Origin of the sequence: Cellulomonas sp. PSBB021 (genome assembly GCF_002240455.1) — a bacterium.
Lineage (GTDB): Bacteria > Actinomycetota > Actinomycetes > Actinomycetales > Cellulomonadaceae > Cellulomonas > Cellulomonas uda.
On the sequence record NZ_CP021430.1, the window covers coordinates 3008566 to 3029087 of the forward strand.

The following is a 20522-nucleotide window of genomic DNA, read 5'->3' on the forward strand; positions in this document are numbered from 1 at the left end:
GACGTGCCTGCGGATGGCGACGAGCGCCAGGAGAGTGAAGGGCGCGCCGCGACGTGGGCCGCGACCTGGGGGATCCAGGCGCAGGGGGAGACCGCGACGGCTGAGCTGGTCGAGAGCGTCGAGATCCACGACGACTCGTCGGACGGCCGCGACGACACGGCGACGCACGACGGCGCCGACGACCACCTGAACGGAGCGGCTGCCCCCGTGGAGCACGCCTCGACCCTGAACCCGACCGCTCCCGTTTCACGTGAAACGGGAGCGGGGGAGTCGCTCGCGCGTCCGGAGACGCCGGCACCGCTGGCTGACCTGGACCCCGAGGAGCAGCGCCGCGCGGCACTGGTGGAGAGCCTGCCGACGGCGACGCCCGACACCCCGCTGATGGCCGAGCTCCAGCTGGACGCGCGTCGGCGCATCGAGCTGCGGGGTCGGCAGTTCCCGCGACCCGCCGAGACGCGAGTGGTGACAGTGGCGAACCAGAAGGGTGGCGTCGGCAAGACGACGACCACGGTGAACCTCGCCGCGGCACTCGCGCAGTCGGGGCTGAACGTCCTGGTGCTCGACAACGACCCGCAGGGGAACGCGTCGACGGCGCTGGGCATCGAGCACCGCGCGGGAACTCCCTCCATCTACGAGGTGCTGGTCGAGGGCGCCCCCATCGCGGAGGCGGTGCAGGAGAGCCCGGACGTGCCCCGCCTGTGGTGCCTGCCGGCGACCATCGACCTCTCGGGCGCCGAGATCGAGCTCGTCTCGATGGTGGCTCGGGAGACACGGCTGCGCAGTGCGCTCGACGCGTACCTGCAGTGGCGCATAGACAACGGCATGGAGCGCATCGACTACGTCTTCGTCGACTGCCCCCCGAGCCTCGGCCTGCTCACGGTCAACGCGTTCGTCGTCGCACGCGAGGTGCTCATCCCGATCCAGTGCGAGTACTACGCGCTCGAGGGTCTGAGCCAGCTGCTCAAGACGATCCAGCTCATCCAGGCTCATCTGAACCCGGACCTGCATGTCTCCACGATCCTGCTCACCATGTACGACGCTCGCACGAACCTCGCACAGCAGGTGGCCGCCGAGGTCCGTGAGCACTTCCCGGAGCGCACGCTGCGGACCACCGTGCCGCGCTCGGTGCGGATCTCGGAGGCACCGAGCTACGGACAGACCGTCATGACGTACGACGCCGGCTCGTCCGGCGCGCTGGCGTACCTCGAGGCGGCGCGCGAGATCGCCGAGCGGGGCGCCGCGGCCGGCACCGACACCACACCGACCAGCGTGACCGCGACCAGCGGCACGGAGGAGGACCGATGAGCGAGAAGCGACGTGGACTGGGCCGCGGCCTGGGCGCGCTGATCCCCGCAGGGCTCGACGGACAGCGCCCCGCCCCCAAGGACCGTCCGGTCGACGTCTTCTTCCCGGACCTCGGGGACCAGCACGCCGAGTCCGGACCTATCGCGACGGCGACGGCCGTGGTCGACGACGCGGTCGCCACGACGCCGACGAGCGATGCCTCGCCGACCGGTACCGTCCCGGCGAGCACCGTGACCGACGACGTGACGAGCGCCGCCGTGGATGCCGCGCCGGCCGCGTCGAACCGCACGGCCACGTCGGACGGCACGAGCGAGTCGGACGCCGGCGTCGCGTCGGACGCCACGGCCGCAGCGGTGCCGGACGCGTACCCGGCCGTCGACGACGGGGACGGGCTCGTGCCGGTGCCGGGCGCGCGGTTCGCCGAGCTCCCGGTCGGTTCGATCCGGCCGAACCCGAAGCAGCCGCGCACGGTCTTCGAGGAAGAGGCGCTCGACGAGCTCGTCGGGTCGATCCGCGAGATCGGTGTGCTGCAGCCCGTCGTCGTGCGCCAGGTCGACGACGGCTACGAGCTCATCATGGGTGAGCGGCGCTGGCGGGCGACGCAGGCAGCGGGCCTGGAGACGATCCCGGCGATCATCCGTGAGACGGAGGACGGGGACCTGCTGCGCGATGCGCTGCTGGAGAACCTCCACCGCTCGCAGCTCAACCCGCTCGAGGAGGCGGCGGCATACCAGCAGCTGCTCGACGACTTCGGCTGCACCCACGAGCAGCTCGCGACGCGTATCCACCGCTCGCGGCCGCAGATCTCGAACACGTTGCGCCTGCTCAAGCTGCCGCCGCTCGTCCAGCGCCGCGTCGCGGCGGGCGTGCTCTCCGCGGGGCACGCGCGAGCGCTCCTCGGGCTCGCGGACGGCGCCGCGATCGAGCGGCTGGCGCAGCGGATCGTCGCCGAGGGCCTCTCGGTCCGTGCCGTGGAGGAGATCGTCGCGCTCGGTGGCGACGACGCGGCGCCGGGGCAGCGTCGTGCGGCGCCGCGGGCGGGTCAGCGGAACGAGGCGCTCGACGAGCTGGCGACCCGGCTCTCGGACCGGCTCGACACGCGGGTCAAGGTGCAGCTCGGCAAGTCGCGCGGGCGACTCACGGTCGAGTTCGCGTCGGTCCAGGACCTGAACCGGATCCTCTCGACGCTCGCCCCCGACGACCCGGGCCTCCTGAAGGGCTGACGGCCGGCGTGGGCCCGGCGCGCCGAGCGGGTCAGAGGGCCGCGACGCCCGCCAGGCCGGTCGGCTCGGCGGCGAGCGACGCCTCCACGAGCGCGCGGTACAAGGCCCCGAGGTTGTGCCCGGCGGCCTCTGCTGCCTGCGGCAACAGCGACGTCTCCGTCATCCCTGGGGTCACGTTGACCTCGAGGAAGTGCACGACACCGTCCTCGTCGATGATGAGGTCCGCCCGGGAGAGCCGGGCGAGGCCGAGCGCGCGGTGAGCGGTGATGGCGACGTCCTCGACGGCGGCGCGCGTCTCGGGCGCGAGCCGCGCGGGCGCGAAGTACTCGACGCGACCGGGGTTGTAGCGCGCGTCGTAGTCGTAGGGCCCGTCGGTCACGATCTCGATCGGGGGGAGTGCCACGGGTCCGTCGCCGAGGTCGACCACGGAGACCGCGACCTCGACGCCGTTGACCGCTCGCTCGATGAGGGCGGTGCCGCCGTAGGCGAAGCACTCGACCATCGCGCGGGGCAGCTCGTCGGCGGACCGCACGACGCTCACCCCGAGGGCGGACCCGCCGCGCGACGGCTTCACGACGACGGGCAGCCCGAGCCGGCCGACGATCGCGTCGAGCACCCGCCCCGCCCCGAGCTCGCGGAACAGAGACTGCGGGAGGGTCACGAACTCGGGCGTGACGATGCCGGCGCGGGACACGACGGTCTTGGCGATGGGCTTGCTCCACGCGACGCGGCTCGCGCGGGGTCCGGTGCCGAGCAGGCGCAGGCCGAGCAGCTGGACGACGTCGCGCACGGAGCCGTCCTCGCCGCTCGCGCCGTGCAGCAGGGGCCAGACGAGGTCGGGCGCGAGCTCGGTGAGCGCGGGCACGAGGTCGGCGTCGACGTCGTGCAGACTCACCTCGACGCCGGCCGACCGCAGCGCCTCGGCGACGCGCCGCCCGGAGCGGATCGACACGTCGCGCTCGTGCGAGAGACCCCCGGCGAGGAGGGCGACGCGGGGAGCGGCCGACGAGCCGGGGACGAGCGGCGCGGGCGCGGACGGGGCGGGGGCTGACGACGAGGTCACGGGTGCGTGCTCCGAGGACGAGGCGGTGGCAGGAGGCTGCGTCACAGGACGTCGGGTGCGGGCGCGACGACGTCGTCGGCGGGCTCGTCCGTGGTGCCGGTGCCGAACATCTCGACGAGCTCGCGCTCGGCGGAGACGACGGACGCGAGGCGGCGCACGCCCTCGCGGATCCGCTCGGGCGTGGGGTAGCAGAAGGACAACCGCATGTGGTCGCGGCCGGTGCCGTCGAAGTAGAACGCGGTGCCGGGCACGTAGGCGACTCGGGCGGTGACGGCGCGCGGGAGCATGTCCTTCGCGTCGAGGCCCTCGGGGAGCCGCACCCAGGTGTAGAAGCCGCCGTCGGGGACGGTCCAGGACGCCTCGGGCAGGTGCTCGGCGAGCGCGCCGACCATCGCGTCGCGTCGCTCGCGGTACAGCTCGCGGTAGCTCTTGACCTGGGACCGCCAGTCGCACGTGGACAGGTACGACGAGATCGCGATCTGCGACGCGTTGGAGGGGCACAGGATCGCGGACTCGGAGGCCAGCACGAGCTTCTCGCGCACGGCGTGCGGCGCGACGGCCCAGCCGACCCGGTAGCCGGGGGCGAACGTCTTGGAGAACGAGCCGAGGTAGATGACGCCGTCCTCGTCGTACGAGCGCAGCGCGGGCCACGGGTCGCGGTCGAAGCCGAGCAGGCCGTACGGGTTGTCCTCGAGGACGAGGACGCCGTGCCGGCGGGCGATCTCGACGATCTGCGGTCGCCGTTCGAGCGACACCGAGACCCCGGCGGGGTTGTGGAAGTTCGGCACGGTGTAGAGGAACTTGGTCTGCCGGCCCGCGGCGGCCAGTGAGGTCAGCGTCTCCTCGAGCGCGGCAGGGATGAGCCCGTGCTCGTCGATCGGCACGTGCACGACGTCGGCCTGGTAGGCGCGGAACACACCGAGCGCACCGACGTAGGAGGGGGCCTCGGCGACGACGACGTCGCCTGGGTTGATGAAGACGCGCGTGACCAGGTCGAGCGCCTGCTGCGACCCGGTGGTGACGACGACGTCGTCGGGGTGGGCGCTGATCCCCTCGAGCGCCATCACCTCGAGGATCTGCTCGCGCAGGGTCTCGTCGCCCTGACCGGAGCCGTACTGCAGGGCCTGCAGCCCGCGCTGCGCCACCACCTGGGCGGCGACCTGAGCGAGCGAGTCCAGCGGGAGGCCGTCGAGGAACGGCATGCCGCCGGCGAGCGAGACGACCTCGGGCCGGTTCGCCACGGCGAACAGTGCCCGGATCTCCGAGGCGCGCATGCCGTGCGTGCGGTCGGCGTACGCGTCGAGCCAGGGGTCGAGCCGCGTACCCGCGGCGGCGGACGTGGGGGTGCCCGACGTCTCCGGCCGGGGCGAGGGCTGCGAGGTCATCTTGGCAGTCTTGCACGCCGGGTCGGGTGCCCAGGACGGAAAAACGGCCCGCGTACGGACGAGTCGTGTGAAGGCCCCGGTGATGCCGGGCGGACCTCGCGGGTGGTCAGCCCGCGAGCAGCGCCTCGATCTCCTGGGCGTAAGCGGCCTTGGGGCGGGCGCCGATGACCTGCTTCACCAGCTCGCCGCCGGAGTAGATGTTGAGCGTCGGAATCGAGACGATGCCGTAGTCGCCGACGACGACCGGGTTCTCGTCGGAGTTCACCTTGACGATCTTGACGCGACCTTCGTACTGCGTCGCGAGCTCGGCGAGCACGGGCGCGACCATGCGGCACGGGCCGCACCAGGGCGCCCAGAAGTCGACGACGACCGGGATCTCGGACTCGAGCACCTCGGCGCGGAACGTCTCGTCGGTGACGTCGATCATCGGGCATCCTCCACCAGGACCGGCACCTCGGTGGGCACCATCGGGTCGACCGCGTCGCCGAGCGACGCGAGGAAGTGCTGCGCGTCGAGCGCGGCTGCGCAGCCGGAGCCTGCGGCCGTGATCGCCTGACGGTACGTGTGGTCGACCACGTCACCGCACGCGAAGACGCCCTCGAGGTTGGTCCGCGTGCTGCGGCCCTGGACCTCGATGTAGCCGTTCTCGTCGAGGTCCACCTGGCCGAGCAGCAGCTCGGTGCGCGGCACGTGCCCGATCGCGACGAAGACCGCGCCCGCGTCCTGCTCGCGCGTCTCGCCGGTGACGGTGTCGCGCAGCGTCACGCCGGACACCTTCTCCTCGCCGTGGATCCCGACGATCTCGCTGTTCCACGCGAACTGGATCTTGGGGTCGGCCGCGGCGCGGTCGGCCATGATCTTCGAGGCGCGCAGCTGGTCGCGGCGGTGCACGAGCGTGACCGAGCGGCCGAACCGCGTGAGGAACGTCGCCTCCTCGACGGCGGAGTCACCGCCGCCGACCACCAGGATGTCCTGGTCCTTGAAGAAGAAGCCGTCGCACGTCGCGCACCACGAGACGCCGCGGCCGGACAGGCGCTTCTCGTCGTCCAGGCCGAGCTCGCGGTACGCGGAGCCGGTCGCCAGGATGACGGCCTTCGCGCGGTACGTCGTGCCGTCGGACACCGTGACCTCCTTGACCGGGCCGGTCAGGGACAGCGACGTCGCGTCGTCCCACAGCACCTCGGCGCCGAACCGCTCGGCCTGGCCCTGGAGGTTCTCCATGAGCTCGGGGCCCTGGATGCCCGCGGGGAAGCCCGGGAAGTTCTCGACCTCGGTGGTGTTCATGAGGGCGCCGCCCGCGGTGACGGAGCCGGCGACGACGAGCGGTGCGAGGCCGGCGCGTCCGGCGTAGATCGCGGCGGTGTAGCCGGCAGGGCCGGAGCCGACGATGACGAGCTCGCGGATGGGCTGGTCGGTCACAGGACGGTCCTCGGGGTCGCAGGGGTCGCCGGGTGTGGCGGGCTGTCGCAGTCAACCGATCGTAGGCCGGATCTGTTCCCCGCCACCGCCGCGCCCCTCGCTGTGGACGAGGTGGTGCGTCGAGGCGTCACCGCACCGCGTGCGGAACGTCAGCCGAGCGAGATCTCGTTGAGCTCGAGCCGGAACGACCCGTCCGCCGCGGCCGGCAGCTCGCTGATCCACAGCGTGACGACGTCGGTCTCCGTCGGCTTGTCGAGATCCACGGTCACCTCCGGACCGAACGACCCGGAGCCGAGCACCTCGCCGCCGCTCGGGTCGTCGGCCCCGCCGGTGGTGATCTGGAACTTCCCGCCCTCCGAGCCGGTCTTGAGCGTGACGGTCGAGACCAGCGCGGGCTCCTCGAGCTTCATCACGTACCCGACGCCGTCCTTGAAGCCGGAGAAGTTCGCCTGCTGGTACGTCATCGTGTACCAGTACGTGGACGTGTCGCCGTCGAACGCGCGGCCGACGGCCTCCTCGTGCTCGCCGTCGTCGTCGGACGGGTCGACGCTGCGCGCGGACGCGATCACGGGCTTCGCCCCGGAGGCGGGCGGCGTCGACTCCTCGCCCGTCGGCTCTCCCGTCGCCTCGCCGGTCGGCTCCTGCTCACCCGAGGTGGTCTGCTCGGACGCCGTGGCCTGGGGCCGCGGTTCGGGGGCACCCGTGTCGAGCGACGAGAACAGCGCCTTGAACGCGAGCACCACGCCGATCACCACGCCGATGCCGACGACCGCGAGCACGAGCGCGGTCGGGTCGAACGCGCGTCGACGCGGCGGCTCGTCGCCCACCTCGCCCATCACGGACGAGAAGTCGTCGTCGCCCGACGACGGACCCGGCCACGGAGAGCCGCCACCCGGCGGCACGACGGGAGGCTGCGACCCACCCGAGCCGGCGCCCGCCCCGCCGACAGCTCCGCCGCCGGGCCCGGCCCCGGGACCCTGGTGGCCGCCCGGCGGCACCGACGGCGGAGGCGAGGCGGGACCCGACGGGGACACGGACGCGCGGATCGAGCCGAGCGGGATCGTGGCGCCCGGGCCGGACACCTCCGTGACGGGTGCGCCCGGCCGCGTCGAGATGCGCGCGGGACCCGAGCCGACGGGCGGGGCGACCGCGGAGCCGCCGAACGCCGAGGTGCGCAGCGGTGCGGCGGGCGGGGGAGTGCCGGGCCGGTTCACGGCGGGCGACGAGTCGTCGCCGAACGCGTCCCGCACGGACTGCCGCTGCACGCGGATGGGCGCGGTGTCCTGCAGGTCGTCCTCGGGGGTGGCCTCCCGCATGCCGTGCGCCGCCGCGTCGTCGCCGGATGCGGCAGCCCCGGCGGCCTCGGCGAGGGCCGCAGCGCTGCCGAGCACCTGGGTCGGGTCGGTCGAGCCCACCGGTGTGCCGGTCGGCGGCGTGCTCGTCGTGTCGCGGTCGTCGGTCACAGCGGCTCCCTCGTGGGCGTGTCCCGGACCAGTCTCGACCGCCGTCCCGGCGGGCGCGACGGCTGGCGCACCGGCGCCTCGCACAGCGGGCGGCACGGCAGGCGGCACGGCAGGCGGCACGGCCGGTGGCAAGGCGACGGTCGGTGCGTCGGCGCCGCCCTGCACCGCACGGATCGCACCCCACGGCTCGAGCTCACGCACGAGGTCGCCGGGCGTGTGCGGCCCGTCGTCGTGCGGCCCGAGCGTGACGGCGCACAGCGTGTCCAGGTCGTTGGTGACGGAGGCGACGAGCTCGACCGGCGGCACGGGCACGCCGGCGTTCCCGGGCGCGGAGGCCACGCCGGGTGCGATCGCGTCGCTCGACGTCGCCGGCCAGCGGCCGGTGAGCGCGGTGTAGAGGAGCCGGACGAGGTCGACGGCGTCCCGCCGGCTCGTCGTGCGGGCGTCGCCGTCCGCGACGCCGAGGACGGCCGCGTCGATGCCGAGGCCGGTGATCATGACCCGCCCGGGGCCGACGAGGTGCAGGCAGCGCGGGCGCAGCGCGAGGTGGTGCAGCCCGCGCCGGCGGGCGACCTCGAGCGCGGCGGCGGCCTCGCCGACGACCGCGCGGGCCTGCTCGGGCGTGAGGGGGGCGCGCGCGACGAGCTCGGCGAGCGTCGGGCCGGCGACGTCCTCGGTGACGATGTAGCCGAGCCGGTCGTGCGTGCCGACGTCGAGGACGCGCGCGAGCCGCGGGTCGGAGACGAGCGCGGCGCGTCGGGCGCCGTCGAGCGCGGCGGAGACCGCTCCGGAGGAGAGCACGACGGCCCGCACGGGCCGGTCGAGGATCTGGTCGGTGGCGTGCCAGACGGACACCCCGGGCACGTCGCAGGTGCCCTGCTCGCGCACCCGGTACCGCCCGGACAGCACGGTGCCGGGTCCGACCACCTCGCTCACGTGCACCTCCGTGCGCTGCGTCGTCGTCGCATCGACCCCTGGTCGGGGCCCTGCCAGCACTCTAGACGGGGCCCCCGGGGGTCCGCGGTCCACCTGGGGACGGACGCCCGTCGTCCCACGGCCCGGACTGCGGGTCGGAACCCGGCCCGGAACCCGGCCCGGAGCCCGGGGCGGGGCCACGGTCGGGGCCGGGGAAGGACCCCGGGTCGCCCTGCTCGCCCAGCCAGTCGGACAGGGGCCGGCTCGGCCGGTACAGCGGGTGCCCGGGCGGGTAGTGCGGGCGCGACCGCGCGGTGCGCGGGGGACGTGGAGCGGGCGGCAGCTCGGGCACGAGCGGCGCCGCCCCGGGCGGGGCCTCGGCGACCATCGGCACGCCCCCGCCGCCGTCGGGCCACGCGGCCCACGGGGTGAGCGGGTAGTGCGGCTGGGAGGTCGCGCGGCGCGGGGTGCGCGCGGGGGCGCCGGCGTCGTCGGGCTCCGGCTCGGGGGCGGGCGGGGCGGCGGGGGTGAGGATCCGCAGCAGGGGGCGCAGCGGGCGCACGCCGGCGAGCCGCCCGACGACGGGTCGCAGCAGGTCGTCGAGCTCGCGGACGCGCAGGGCGCGCAGGACCTTGACGTAGACGAGGACCATGACGAGCCCGACGAGCAGGCACTTCACGGCCGCGGTGACGAAGCCCGCCGGGAGCAGCCAGGACAGCAGCAGCAGGAGGCCGAGGCCGACGACGGTCGCGGGGACCGCGGCGAGCACGGCCCGCAGGTGCAGGCGCAGCACGCGCCCGCCGTCGACGCCGTGCAGCCGTTGGTGCAGGTGCCGCAGCGCGACGACGGACCCGACGAGGTAGGACACGCTCATCGCGACGCCCACGCCGACGACCCAGGTGGTCGCGGGCAGCACGACGCGTCCGACGAGCGCGCCGAGCACGACGACGATCGCCATGACGACCTGCACGGGCACCATCGACCGGGTGTCCTCGTACGCGTAGTACACGCGCTGGCACATGGACCACGCGCCGAACGCGGGCAGCCCGACGACCATCGCGACGACGACCTGGGCGACCGCGTCGGTGGCCTGGGCGGTCGCGGAGGGAAGGATCAGCTGCGTGACGGGGATCGCGAGCACCGCGAGGACGGCGGCGGCGAGCACGGTGAACACGCCGACGACGCGCATGCCGTAGGACAGCGTGGCGCGCACGGCGCGCGAGTCCCCGTCGTGCGCCTGCTCGGCGAGGCGCGTGAACAGCGCGGTCGCGAGCGACACGGTGACGAGCGAGTGCGGCAGCATGAAGATGAGGAAGGCCGCGTCGTACGCGGCGTTGGACGCGACGTCGGTGGCGCGGTCGGCGGCACCGGGCGCCTGCGAGACGACGCGCGAGACGACGACGTACGCGAGCTGCCCGACGGCGAGCCCGACGAGCGTCCACGTCGCGACCCGGCCGGCCTGGCCCAGCCCGGCGTCCCGCACGCCCCACCGGGGCCGGTAGCGCACGCCGGCGGCGCGCAGCGCGGGGAACAGCACGAGCGCCTGCGCCATGACGCCGAGGGTCGCGGCGCCGGCGAGCACGACGACCTGCGAGGTGCCCCACGCCTGCGCGGTGCCGTACCCGGACTCGGGCACCGCGCCGAACGCGACGATGAACACGAGGAACCCGACGATCGACACGACGTTGTTGACGACGGGCGCCCACATGTACGGCCCGAACGAGGACCGTGCGTTGAGCACCTGCCCGAGCAGCGCGTACACGCCGTAGAAGAAGACCTGCGGCACGCACCAGTACGCGAACGTGACGGCCAGGTCCATCTGTGCCGGGCTGGCCGCGTCCGCGTAGAGCCGCACGAGCAGCGGGGCGGCGAGCGTGAGCACGGCGGTGAGGCCGGCGAGGACGACGAACCCGAAGGTCAGCAGCTTGTCGACGTAGACCTGACCCGCGCCGCTCTTGTAGGCGCGCACCACCTGCGGCACGAGGACCGCGTTGAGGACGCCGCCGACGAGCAGCATGTACATGACGTTGGGGAGCTTGTTGGCGACGGCGAAGGCGTCCGCGGCCTGGCCGGTCGCGCCGATCGCGGCGAACAGCACCATCGACCGCAGGAGCCCGAGCAGGCGGGAGACGGCGGTGCCGGACGCCATGAGCGCCGCACCGCGGCGCATGCGCCCGTCGTCGGCCGGTGCGTCGCTCACCGTGCGGCACCCTCGTCGGACGCCTCGCCCTCGCGCGCGTCGTCGTCGGCCCCGGCAGGCGCGTCGTCGGGGCCGGTGCCCTCGGCGAGGCTCTCGTCGTCGGCGGGGGTGCCGCCCAGGACGGGCAGCGTCACGGGACCGGTCGACTCCGAGACGGTGCGTGCCCCGCGGCGGGCGCTCTGCCCGCGCCGGACCGTGCGCGCGATGCCGAGCGCGAGCCCGAGCGCCAGCAGGATGCCGACGACGACCGTGCCGACGCTCTCGATCGTGGGCGAGACGCGCGCGGAGAACGCGATGGGCTCGGCGACGTCCTGCCCGGCGGGGCCGACCAGCTGCACCTCGACGAGCACGTCGCAGTTGGCGTGCGCCTCCAGCGGCACCGTGACCGACGTGTCGCCGGGCTCGAGGACGGGCGTGGCGAACCCGCCGACCGTGAGGCACGCCTTGCGGGGGTCGACGACGAGCCGGGCGCGCACGGGCACGGCGAGCTCGTTGCGCACCGTGAGGCGCAGGTCGCTCGTCGTCGCGATGACGTTGAGGTCGCTGGTCTCGACGATCGACAGCCCGGTGGTCCGGGCGAGCACCTGCTCGACGGTCTGCTCGACCAGCTCGGCGCGCTCGCGGGGTGCGGCCCGCCAGGCGACCGCGAGGGGGGCGAGCACCTGGTCGTCGATGCCGGCGAGGAACGCGTCGGGGTCGTCGAGCACCTCGCTGAACGAGCGCGCGGCCTCGCGCGCGTCGGCGAGGGCCGTCACGGCGGCGGGGTCGAGCTCGTCGCGGTCGGTGGTGCTGGCCGGGGCGCGGTCGGCGCGCGCGTCGCGCGGCTCCGCGAGCACCTCGGACAGGGTGGCGGTGCGGGTCCAGGGCGCGGCGCCGAGCGCGCTCGTCACGGCGCCCAGGACCGCGCTGTCGGGCGCGGTCAGGCGGTCGGTGGCGACGACGACGCCCGCGGGTGAGGGTTCCTCGTGCGAGACGACCGCGAGCTCGGCGAGCACGCGCTGCGCGATGCTCGCGGGCGTGCTCCCGGACGTGCTCCCGGACGTGCCGTCGCCCGTGGCGGTGCCGCCCACGACGAGCCGCGAGAGCACCGCGTCCGGCACGACGGTCGTCACGGGCCCGACGCCCGCCTCGAACGTCCGCACGGAGTCGGAGGCGTCGTCGGACGACACCCCGGACGCGGCGGACGAGCGGTCGGGCGCGACCTCGGACGACGAGCCGGACGCGCCCGCGGTCGGGGCCGGCGGCGCCAGGATCGCCGCGGCGCCCGCGCCGGAGACCGCGGCCAGCGTCACGTCGTCGGGCGTGCCCGCGTCCGCCGCCCACAGCAGCAGGTGCTCGCTGCTCTCGAGCTCGGCCTGCGTGCGGTCCGCGGCGACCTGCAGCAACGCGCCCTGGCCCGCGTGCTGCACCGCGGCGACGTCCGGGTCCGCCCAGGGCAGGCCGTAGGAGTCGTGGCTCGCGATCGCGGCGCGCAGGCGCTGCGCGAACCGCTGCGAGGACGCGCTGCCGGACTCCGCGAGCGGCAGGAGCGACGGGTCGACGACGACCGTGACGTCCTCGTCGACGGTCGCGGCCTCGAGCATCGCGCGCAGGCGTCCGCCCGGTGCGGTGAGCGCGTCGAGGTCGTCGTCGGCCGCGCGGGCCGCGGCTGCGGCGGCGGACGTCGGCTCGGCGGCGCCCTCGGTCGCGGTGGGCGCGTCGGACGGGTCCTTGCCGGGCAGGTCGTCGGGCGCGGGCGCCGCGACGGGGGCGTTCGCGGGGCCGACGAACGGCAGGACGACCGACACGGGCACGCGCGGCGGCTGGTCGTCGGTCGGGTTCCACAGGATGTACGTCCGCTCGAGCCCCAGCCGGTCGCCGCGCGCGGCGACCTCGACGGCCATGCCGCGCGCACCCCACAGGCCGGGCAGGTTCGTCAGGTGGACCTGGTCCGCGGGCAGCGTCAGCGTCACGGTGCGCGCCGCGTCGGGCAGGAGCGGCTCGGTGAGGTCCACCGAGATCTCGGACTGCCCCGCGGGTTCGTCGAGCCCGCGGTCCGCCCACGCGGCGACCTCGTCGCGCGAGCCCATGCGGAACCGGTTGAGCCACAGCACGGCGCGGGCGTCCTCGACGGGGGCGCTCGTCGTGTTGGTGACCTCGACCGTCACCCGCAGGTCCTCACCGGGCTCGAGCACCTGCGGGGCGATCGAGACGATGCGCACGTCGACGACCGCCTCGTCGGCCGCGCGCGCGCTCGAGGTGCGCGCCACGGCGGGGGCGACGACGAGCGCGGCGGCGAGCGCCAGCACCGCGGCCAGGGCCGCGCGGACCCGGCCCGGCGACGGCGCCCGCGTGCGTGCCGGCCGGGGTTCGACGCCGGTCATGCCTCGCCGACGAGCACCACGAGCGCGGCCTCGGCGAGCCGGCGCTCGTTCGGGTACGCCAGCCGGTCCGGCAGCATCGAGACGGGCACCCACGCCGCGTCCTCGGCCTCGCCGTCCGGGTCCCCCTCGACGGTCAGCGTGCCGCCGACCGCGCCGAGCAGGAAGTGGTGCACCACCTTGTGGACGCGGCGGTCGTCGCCGGAGAACCAGTAGTCGATCACGCCGAGCCGGCGCAGCACCTGCCCACGGATGCCGGTCTCCTCGGCGATCTCGCGGACCGCGGCCTCCTCGGGCGTCTCCTCGCCCTCGAGGTGGCCCTTCGGCAGGCACCACTCGAGCCGTCCGCCGCGGTTGCGGCGGGCGATCACGGCCGCGTGGTAGACGCCGTCGCGCAGCTGCACGACGAGCCCGCCCGCCGACGTCTCGTCCACCACGGGCAGCGGTGCCGCGGCGGGGCCGGACGGCCGCGGGGGCGTGACGGGCCGCGGGGCGTGCAGCCGGTGCCCTCCGGGCGGCGCCGGGACGCCCCGCTGAGGGGACGGGTGCGCGGCGCCGGACATGCGTGCCACTGTAACGACTTGCTCCGGTCGGACCCGAACCCACCGGCGGGGTGGGCGCTCGCGCCACCTAGAATCGGGCGGGTGCCCGACGACACGCCCTCCCTCCTCGCGCTGCAGAAGCGCGCCCTCGGCGTGCTCGCCACGCTGCCGGCCGACGCCCTCGAGCTCGGCGAGCTGTTCCGGGACGCGGGTCACGAGCTCGCGCTCGTCGGGGGGCCCGTGCGGGACGCGTTCCTGGGGCGCGCGTCGTCGGACCTGGACTTCACGACGTCGGCGACGCCCGACGAGACGCAGGCGCTGCTCGCGCGCTGGGGTGACGCGCACTGGGACATCGGCCGGGAGTTCGGCACGATCGGCGCGCGGCGGTTCGGCAGGCGGCGCGGGGGTGAGGACGTCGTCGTCGAGGTCACCACCTACCGCACCGACGCGTACGACCCGACGTCGCGCAAGCCCGAGGTCGTGTTCGGCGACTCGCTCGAGGGCGACCTGTCGCGCCGCGACTTCACGGTCAACTCGATGGCCGTGCGGCTGCCCGAGCTGACGTTCGTCGACCCGTTCGGCGGGCTCGAGGACCTCGCGCGCCGCACGCTGCGCACACCGGTGGACCCGCGGCAGTCGTTCGACGACGACCCGCTGCGCATGATGCGCGCCGCACGGTTCGCCGCCCAGCTCGGCTTCACGGTCGACGACGCGGCGCTCGCGGCGGTCGTCGAGCAGGCCGAGCGCATCGCGATCGTCTCCGCCGAGCGTGTGCGTGACGAGCTGTCCAAGCTGCTGCTGTCCGCGCAGCCGCGCCTCGGCCTGCAGGTGCTCGTCGAGACGGGCCTGGCCGACCACGTGCTGCCCGAGCTGCCGGCGCTGCGCCTGGAGATCGACGAGCACCACCGCCACAAGGACGTGTACGAGCACTCGCTGACCGTGCTCGACAAGGCCATCGCGCTGGAGACCGGTCCCGACGGCGCCGTCCCCGGCCCGGACCTGGTGCTGCGGCTCGCCGCGCTGCTGCACGACATCGGCAAGCCCCGCACCCGCAAGTTCGAGCCGGGCGGCGGTGTCTCGTTCCACCACCACGAGATGGTCGGCGCCAAGCTCGTCGCGAAGCGGCTCAAGGCCCTGCGCTACGACAAGGCGACCGTGCAGGCCGTCGCGCGGCTCACCGAGCTGCACCTGCGGTTCCACGGGTACGGCGAGGGCGGGTGGACCGACTCCGCGGTGCGCCGCTACGTCACCGACGCCGGCCCGCTGCTCGAGCGGCTGCACCGGCTCACGCGGTCGGACTGCACCACGCGCAACGTCCGCAAGGCGCAGCGCCTGTCCGCCGCGTACGACGACCTCGAGGAGCGCATCGCACGCCTGAAGGACCAGGAGGAGCTCGACTCCATCCGCCCCGACCTCGACGGCACGCAGATCATGGCGATCCTGGGTCTGAAGCCCGGGCGCGAGGTCGGCGAGGCGTACAAGTTCCTCCTCGCGCAGCGCATGGAGCACGGCCCGCTCGGCCCCGAGCGCGCCGAGTCCGAGCTGCGCGCCTGGTGGTCCGCCCGCTCCTAGGCGGGGCAGTCGAGGGTTCCGGTGATGCGGGCGCCCTCGCTGATCTTCTTCTGGATCCCGGACACGGGGATGCGCACCACGATGCCCTCCACGTCCTCGAGCCGGAGCCCGTCGCGGTCGCCGCGGCCGGCGGTCGTCGACTGGAACGTCAGCTCGTCGTCGATCCGCACCCGGACCTGCGCCTCGCCGAGCGGGTCGACCAGCGCGGCGACCGTGCCGTCGGCGGTGGCGAGGCGCCGACGGTCGGGGGTGATGTCGTCGGTGCACACGGTCGCGTCGGCCTGGATGCTGAGCTCCTGCTGCCGGCCGCTCTCGTCGGCGTAGGTGAGGGCGATGTCCGCGGAGCCGGGGGCGGCGGCGGTGCCGCAGCCGGCGGCCAGGAGCGTCGCGAGGACCGGGACGAGGGGGATGATCCGGTGTCTGCGGGGCACGGACCGCAACCGTAGCGATACCGGACGTCCGTGGGGGCGTCCGAAACGTTCTGACGTGCGACTACGCGGCAGGGACGGGTACGGGGACGGGGTGGCGGCGGGTCGCGAGGCCGTACCCCAGCGCGCCGACGACGTAGCCGAGCGCCAGGACGACGAACAGCCCGGCGGACCATCCGGTGTCGGGCAGGGTCGCGGCGGCGAGCGCGGCGGCCCCGACGAAGGCCGCGTTGTAGAGCACGTCGTACAGCGCGAACGCCCGCCCGCGGTACGCGTCGCCGGTGTCGCGCTGGACGATGGTGTCGACGGCGATCTTGGTGCCCTGCGCGGCGAGGCCGAGCAGGGCGGCGGCGGCGAGCACGGGACCACGGGCGTAGGTGAACGCGAGCACCCCCTGGCTGACCGCCGCGAGCAGCAGGCAGCCGGTGATCCACACGTGCAGGCCGGTGCGCGGGGAGAGCGTGGGCGTCAGGACGATCGCGAGCGCGAACCCGACGGCTGTCGCGCCGAGCACGGTCGCGAACGTGGCGAGCCCCTGCGCGGCGTCGGCCGGGTCGGCGAGCAGGTTGCGGGAGATGAGGATGCTCGCGATGAACACGACGCCGTACAGGAACCGGTGGTACGCCATGACACCGAGCGCCAGCCCGGGGGTGCGGCGCGCGACGAGGTAGCGGGCGCCCTCGACGAGACCGTGCAGCAGGACGAGCAGCGCGGCCGTCATCCGGGCGGCGTCGGACTCCTCGTCGGGACCGAGCCGGTCCCGCGCGAAGCCGGCGGCGACGACGGCGGCCGCGCCCATGGTGAGCGCGGCGAGGACGAGCGCCGCACCGTCTCGCGTCGAGCCCGCCGGGAGCACCCAGCCGAGCACCAGCCCGACGGCGCTGCCGACGCCGTTCGCGGCGGTGCCGAGCGTCGGCGTCACGGAGTTCGCGGTGAGCAGCAGCCGCCCCTCGACGACGTGCGGCAGCGACGCGGACAGCGCGGACAGCAGGAACCGGTTGACGGACAGCACGACGAGCGCGAGCACGTAGACCGCGGGCCCGACGCCGGCGGTCACCATCACGGCGGCGGTCGCGAGCGTCAGCACGAGCCGCACCACGTTCCCGACGAGCAGCACCTGGCGGCGTGGCCACCGGTCGAGCAGCACCCCCGCCCACGGTCCGACGATCGTGAACGGCGCCAGCAGCACCGCGAACGCGGCCGCGACGCCCCCGGCGGTCGTCGCGTTCTCGGGGGAGAAGAAGAACAGCGTCGCGAGGCCCACCTGGAACATGCCGTCGGCGCACTGGCTGACGAGCCGCACCGACAGGAGCCTGCGGAACCCCCGCAGCGGCCACAGCGCCTTGAGGTCCGCGATCACCTGCACGCGCGTCATCCTCGCACCCGCGGGACCGCCGGTCGCGACGCCCGCGCGCTCGTCGTCGTGCCGCCGTGGGCCACGTCACGTGACCGGCCGACCCTCGACCCCAACCCGCACGGCGCACCCGGCGTTCTTCACACTGTCCGAGGGACGGACCAAGACGACCGGGGGGACCCATGATCCGTCGGTGGGAACCGATGCTCGACCAGCTGGTGCGGGAGCGATACCCGCGCCTGCTGTCGCGGGCGACGCTGCTGTGCGGCACACGCCACGACGCGGAGGACCTGGTGCAGGACGCGCTGGTCGCCACGTTCGGCGGCCGCGCGCGCTTCGAGTCGGTCGCGGAGGCCGAGCACTACGTGCGCCGCGCGATCGCGACCAAGTACGTCGACCGTGCACGGCGGCTCGGCCGGGAGCGTGACGTGCACCGCCGGCTCGCGGGGGAGCGCGCCACGGTCGTCGAGATCGACCTGCCGGGTCTGACGCGTGAGCTCGTCGACGCGCTGTCCGTGCTCGCCCCGCGGGTCCGGGCGTGCGTGGTGCTGCGCTACCTCGACGACATGACCATCCGCGAGACCGCAGTCCCTCGGCATCTCCGAGGGCGCCGTGAAGCGCTACACCTCCGACGGGGTCTCGCTGCTCAACGCGGCGCTCGGGACCACGTCCGCGGACGCCGAGTCGATCGTCGTCCAGCCGAACGTCCAGCCGAACGTCCAGCCGAAGGAGGCGCGCCGTGGTGCGTGACCTGAACGAGTTCCTGCAGGCCGTGGCGGACGCCGACGAGCGTGCGCTCGACGGTCTGACCGCCGACGGGCCGCTCGAGCGCGCCCGGCGCGGGGTCCGGCGCCGCCGCGCCGTGCGGCACACGCAGACCGCCGCGCTGTGCGTCGCCGCGGTCGCCGCGTTCGCGGGTGGTGCGCTGCTCGCGGGTGCGCACCGCGGCGGCCCGGTCGACCCGGCCACGCACGGCGTGACCCAGGGCCCGCTCGTCGAGACCCCCGGCATCCCGCCGTACCGCGAGCTCACCCCGGGCGTGCTGTCCGACGCCGACGAGGGCTGGGTGCTGAGCGTGCACCTCGCCGAGACGTCCGACCCCGAGGGCGTGCGCGACCCGGGCGGCGACGTGGTGCTCCTGACCTCGCCCGAGGGCGACTCCTACCGGGTCCCGGGTGTCCGGGCCGGGTCGCAGCTCGAGGTGCTGGACTGGGACGCCCCCGACGCGACCGCGGTGGTGCGGCGGGTCGTCGACGGGTCCGCGCAGCGTGCGCTGCTCGACCTCGCGGACGGCACGGTCACCGCCGACGCCCGGGGTCTGGCGCCGGACTCCGACTTCGTGGGCCGCGTCGCGGACGGCGAGCTCTGGTTCGACGACGGCTTCGTCGTGCTCGAGGACGACGGCGGCAGCCGGGACGTGTACGACGCGCCGCGTGACAGCCTGCGGCTCGTCGACCCGACCGGTCACCGCATGATCGGCAGCCGCGACGACCTCATGTCCTCCGAGCGTCACTCGTACGACGTCGTGGACCTGGACACCGGCGACGTGGACGGGCCGTACCCGCTGGTCCACGGGGACGAGAACTGCGACGTCGCGGCGTGGCTCGACGCGTCGACGCTGCTGGCGCGCTGCGCCGAGGGCACCGCCTGGGACGCCGGGTTCGACGAGGTCGAGATCGACCTGTCCGGCGACGAGCCGCAGCGGACCGCGGCCGCCGCCGTCGGCCCCCGCGACCCGTACCTGAACTCGCCGCAGTGGCTGTCCGACGGCGTGCTCGTCGGCGACACGTTCCAGCCGGGCGACGTCGAGGCGTGCGGCAGCGCGGGGACGTACCTGCGCGAGCGGGACGGGTCCCTCACCCCGGTCGAGGAGACCCGCAGCGGGCTGTTCCTCGCGACGACGCCGCAGGTCGCGGGCGGGCTCGTGTACGTCAAGGGCGAGCAGGGCTGCAACGGCGAGCAGGCCCCCTCGACGCTGACCGTGCACGACCCGGCCACGGGCGACGCGCGGGCGCTGCTCGGCTTCCCGGTCGACAACCGCGGCGACCGCCCGGGCATGCTCAGCTGGATCGTCGCCCGCTGACCCACCCCCGGGCGCCCCCGACGGGTGGAGAAACGCTCACCACACGAGCGTTTCTCCACCCGTTGCGCCGTCAGGCCGGCCTCAGGCCGCCAGCGGGCAGGCGGGGGAGCAGGGGCGGGGGTGGCCTCGCCAGGCCCGGGCGCGCAGCGCCGTGGCGAGCTGGGCGGCCGTGGCGCAGGGGGTCACGGCCACGTGGCGCCAGCGGTAGCGCAGCGTGGTGTCACCGCTGGTCAGCAGCACGGCGTTGTCGCGCCACACGTCGTCGTCGGTCGCGCCGAAGGGGTGCGCCAGGCTCCCGTCGAGCTCGGCCCGCACCCCGAGCCCGACGTACACGCGGTCCGCGCGGATCCAGCGCCCGTCGACGCGTTCCCACCGCTGCGCCACGCCCCGCGGCAGCCCGTGCGCGCGCTCCACGTCCCGCGTGAACCGGTGCTCGAGCGGTGACTCGACCCCCGCGCGCACCTCGTCGAGCATCGCGAGCAGCAGCGCCCGTCCCGGCAGCCGTCCGCGCCGCCGCGCGTGCGACAGCAGCGCCTCGGGCCGCACGCCGCCGCGCACCGCGTCGCAGATCAGCCCGACGACCGCGTCCGTCACGTCCCGCCGCACGGCTGTCGTCCCGGCCCCGGGTGGGGTGGCCGCGTCGGCGAGCATGTCGAGGACGGCCTCGGCGGGCTCGACGGCGGGCAGGACACCTCCGGACCAGCGGGTGCGTCGCGTGCGGTGGACGACGAGCCCGCGCTGGGCGGTCACGGCGCGCGCGTGCGGCACGACGACGTGCACGACGGGACCCGGGTCGCGCACCACACCGTGGTGGTACGCGGCGGACCGGTGCGTCAGGGCGGCACCCGGCCCTGCGTACAGCAGCGCCGCGCGCGCCCGTTGCCGCCAGCTCGTCGGACCCGACTGCAGCACGACGACGCCGCGGAACGGTCGCTGCCAGTCCCCGGAGGCGACCCGCCGCCGCACGGTCGCGGACGCGTACCCCCAGCCGACGAGCTGTGCGGTGGTGACCACGGCGTCCTGCCGCACGACGGTGCGGCGCACCTCGGGCGCCATGCCCCGCACGGCAGGCAGCCCGGCGACCCGCCCCCCGCGCTCCACGCCCCGACCCTGCCCGACGACACCCCACGCGCGTCGGCCCCATCCACAGCCCCCGGGGACGCCAACGGGTGGAGAAACGCTCACCTGGCGAGCGCTTCTCCACCCATTG

Annotated in this window: 16 protein-coding genes; 5 read left to right on the top strand and 11 right to left on the bottom strand. The window is 74.9% G+C overall.

What is annotated here, in order from left to right; genetic code table 11:
- Positions 1-3: 3 nt before the first annotated feature.
- Positions 4-1305, top strand: coding sequence for a ParA family protein (locus CBP52_RS13850; RefSeq protein ID WP_369826231.1), 1302 nt, complete (start codon positions 4-6; stop codon positions 1303-1305).
- Entirely contained in the window at positions 1302-2528 is a 1227-nt protein-coding gene (locus tag CBP52_RS13855) for a ParB/RepB/Spo0J family partition protein (RefSeq protein ID WP_094181443.1), read from the top strand. Before CBP52_RS13850 ends, CBP52_RS13855 begins: the two co-directional genes overlap by 4 nt.
- A 31-nt stretch (positions 2529-2559) precedes the next feature.
- Here CBP52_RS13855 and CBP52_RS13860 read toward each other — a convergent pair whose 3' ends face one another.
- From CBP52_RS13860 to CBP52_RS13895, 8 genes are all read right to left on the bottom strand, one after another.
- On the bottom strand, positions 2560-3591 hold the full coding sequence (locus CBP52_RS13860; RefSeq protein ID WP_094182397.1) for a D-alanine--D-alanine ligase: 1032 nt from the start codon (positions 3589-3591) through the stop codon (positions 2560-2562).
- Positions 3592-3632: 41 nt separating this feature from the next.
- The gene (locus CBP52_RS13865; protein WP_094181444.1) at positions 3633-4976 is read right to left on the bottom strand and encodes a PLP-dependent aminotransferase family protein; all 1344 of its coding nucleotides are present in this window, start codon (positions 4974-4976) and stop codon (positions 3633-3635) included.
- A gap of 106 nt (positions 4977-5082) precedes the next feature.
- Positions 5083-5403 carry a thioredoxin gene (gene trxA, locus CBP52_RS13870; protein ID WP_094181445.1) on the bottom strand — a complete coding sequence of 107 codons (321 nt, stop codon included), beginning with the start codon at positions 5401-5403 and terminating at the stop codon, positions 5083-5085.
- The gene (gene trxB / locus CBP52_RS13875; RefSeq protein WP_094181446.1) at positions 5400-6395 is read right to left on the bottom strand and encodes a thioredoxin-disulfide reductase; all 996 of its coding nucleotides are present in this window, start codon (positions 6393-6395) and stop codon (positions 5400-5402) included. The genes trxA and trxB overlap by 4 nt, the downstream gene beginning before the upstream one ends.
- A gap of 149 nt (positions 6396-6544) precedes the next feature.
- Positions 6545-8794, bottom strand: a complete 2250-nt coding sequence (locus CBP52_RS13880) for a protein kinase family protein (RefSeq protein ID WP_157732640.1) — start codon at positions 8792-8794, stop codon at positions 6545-6547.
- A gap of 61 nt (positions 8795-8855) precedes the next feature.
- A complete protein-coding gene (murJ, locus tag CBP52_RS13885; protein WP_232514507.1) occupies positions 8856-10973 on the bottom strand; it encodes a murein biosynthesis integral membrane protein MurJ in 2118 nt (705 codons plus the stop codon).
- Positions 10970-13336, bottom strand: coding sequence for a DUF6049 family protein (locus CBP52_RS13890; protein ID WP_094181448.1), 2367 nt, complete (start codon positions 13334-13336; stop codon positions 10970-10972). The genes murJ and CBP52_RS13890 overlap by 4 nt, the downstream gene beginning before the upstream one ends.
- Positions 13333-13896: an NUDIX hydrolase gene (locus tag CBP52_RS13895; RefSeq protein ID WP_174773851.1), complete on the bottom strand. Its 564-nt coding sequence runs from the start codon at positions 13894-13896 to the stop codon at positions 13333-13335. The genes CBP52_RS13890 and CBP52_RS13895 overlap by 4 nt, the downstream gene beginning before the upstream one ends.
- Positions 13897-13977: 81 nt before the next feature.
- Between CBP52_RS13895 and CBP52_RS13900 the strand changes: the two genes are divergently transcribed.
- The gene (locus tag CBP52_RS13900; protein ID WP_198303463.1) at positions 13978-15447 is read left to right on the top strand and encodes a CCA tRNA nucleotidyltransferase; all 1470 of its coding nucleotides are present in this window, start codon (positions 13978-13980) and stop codon (positions 15445-15447) included.
- Here CBP52_RS13900 and CBP52_RS13905 read toward each other — a convergent pair.
- Positions 15444-15878, bottom strand: a complete 435-nt coding sequence (locus CBP52_RS13905) for a hypothetical protein (RefSeq protein ID WP_094181449.1) — start codon at positions 15876-15878, stop codon at positions 15444-15446. The two genes, CBP52_RS13900 and CBP52_RS13905, sit on opposite strands and share 4 nt — an antisense overlap.
- Positions 15879-15939: 61 nt before the next feature.
- On the bottom strand, positions 15940-17241 hold the full coding sequence (locus tag CBP52_RS13910; protein WP_094182401.1) for an MFS transporter: 1302 nt from the start codon (positions 17239-17241) through the stop codon (positions 15940-15942).
- A gap of 191 nt (positions 17242-17432) precedes the next feature.
- Between CBP52_RS13910 and CBP52_RS13915 the strand changes: the two genes are divergently transcribed.
- Positions 17433-17984 (top strand): sigma factor, encoded by a 552-nt coding sequence (locus CBP52_RS13915; protein ID WP_232514508.1) that lies wholly within the window; start codon positions 17433-17435, stop codon positions 17982-17984.
- Positions 17969-19312: a hypothetical protein gene (locus CBP52_RS13920; RefSeq protein ID WP_094181450.1), complete on the top strand. Its 1344-nt coding sequence runs from the start codon at positions 17969-17971 to the stop codon at positions 19310-19312. The genes CBP52_RS13915 and CBP52_RS13920 overlap by 16 nt, the downstream gene beginning before the upstream one ends.
- An 81-nt stretch (positions 19313-19393) precedes the next feature.
- Here the strand turns inward: CBP52_RS13920 and CBP52_RS13925 are convergent, their stop codons facing one another.
- On the bottom strand, positions 19394-20413 hold the full coding sequence (locus CBP52_RS13925) for a hypothetical protein (protein WP_232514509.1): 1020 nt from the start codon (positions 20411-20413) through the stop codon (positions 19394-19396).
- Positions 20414-20522 lie beyond the last annotated feature (109 nt).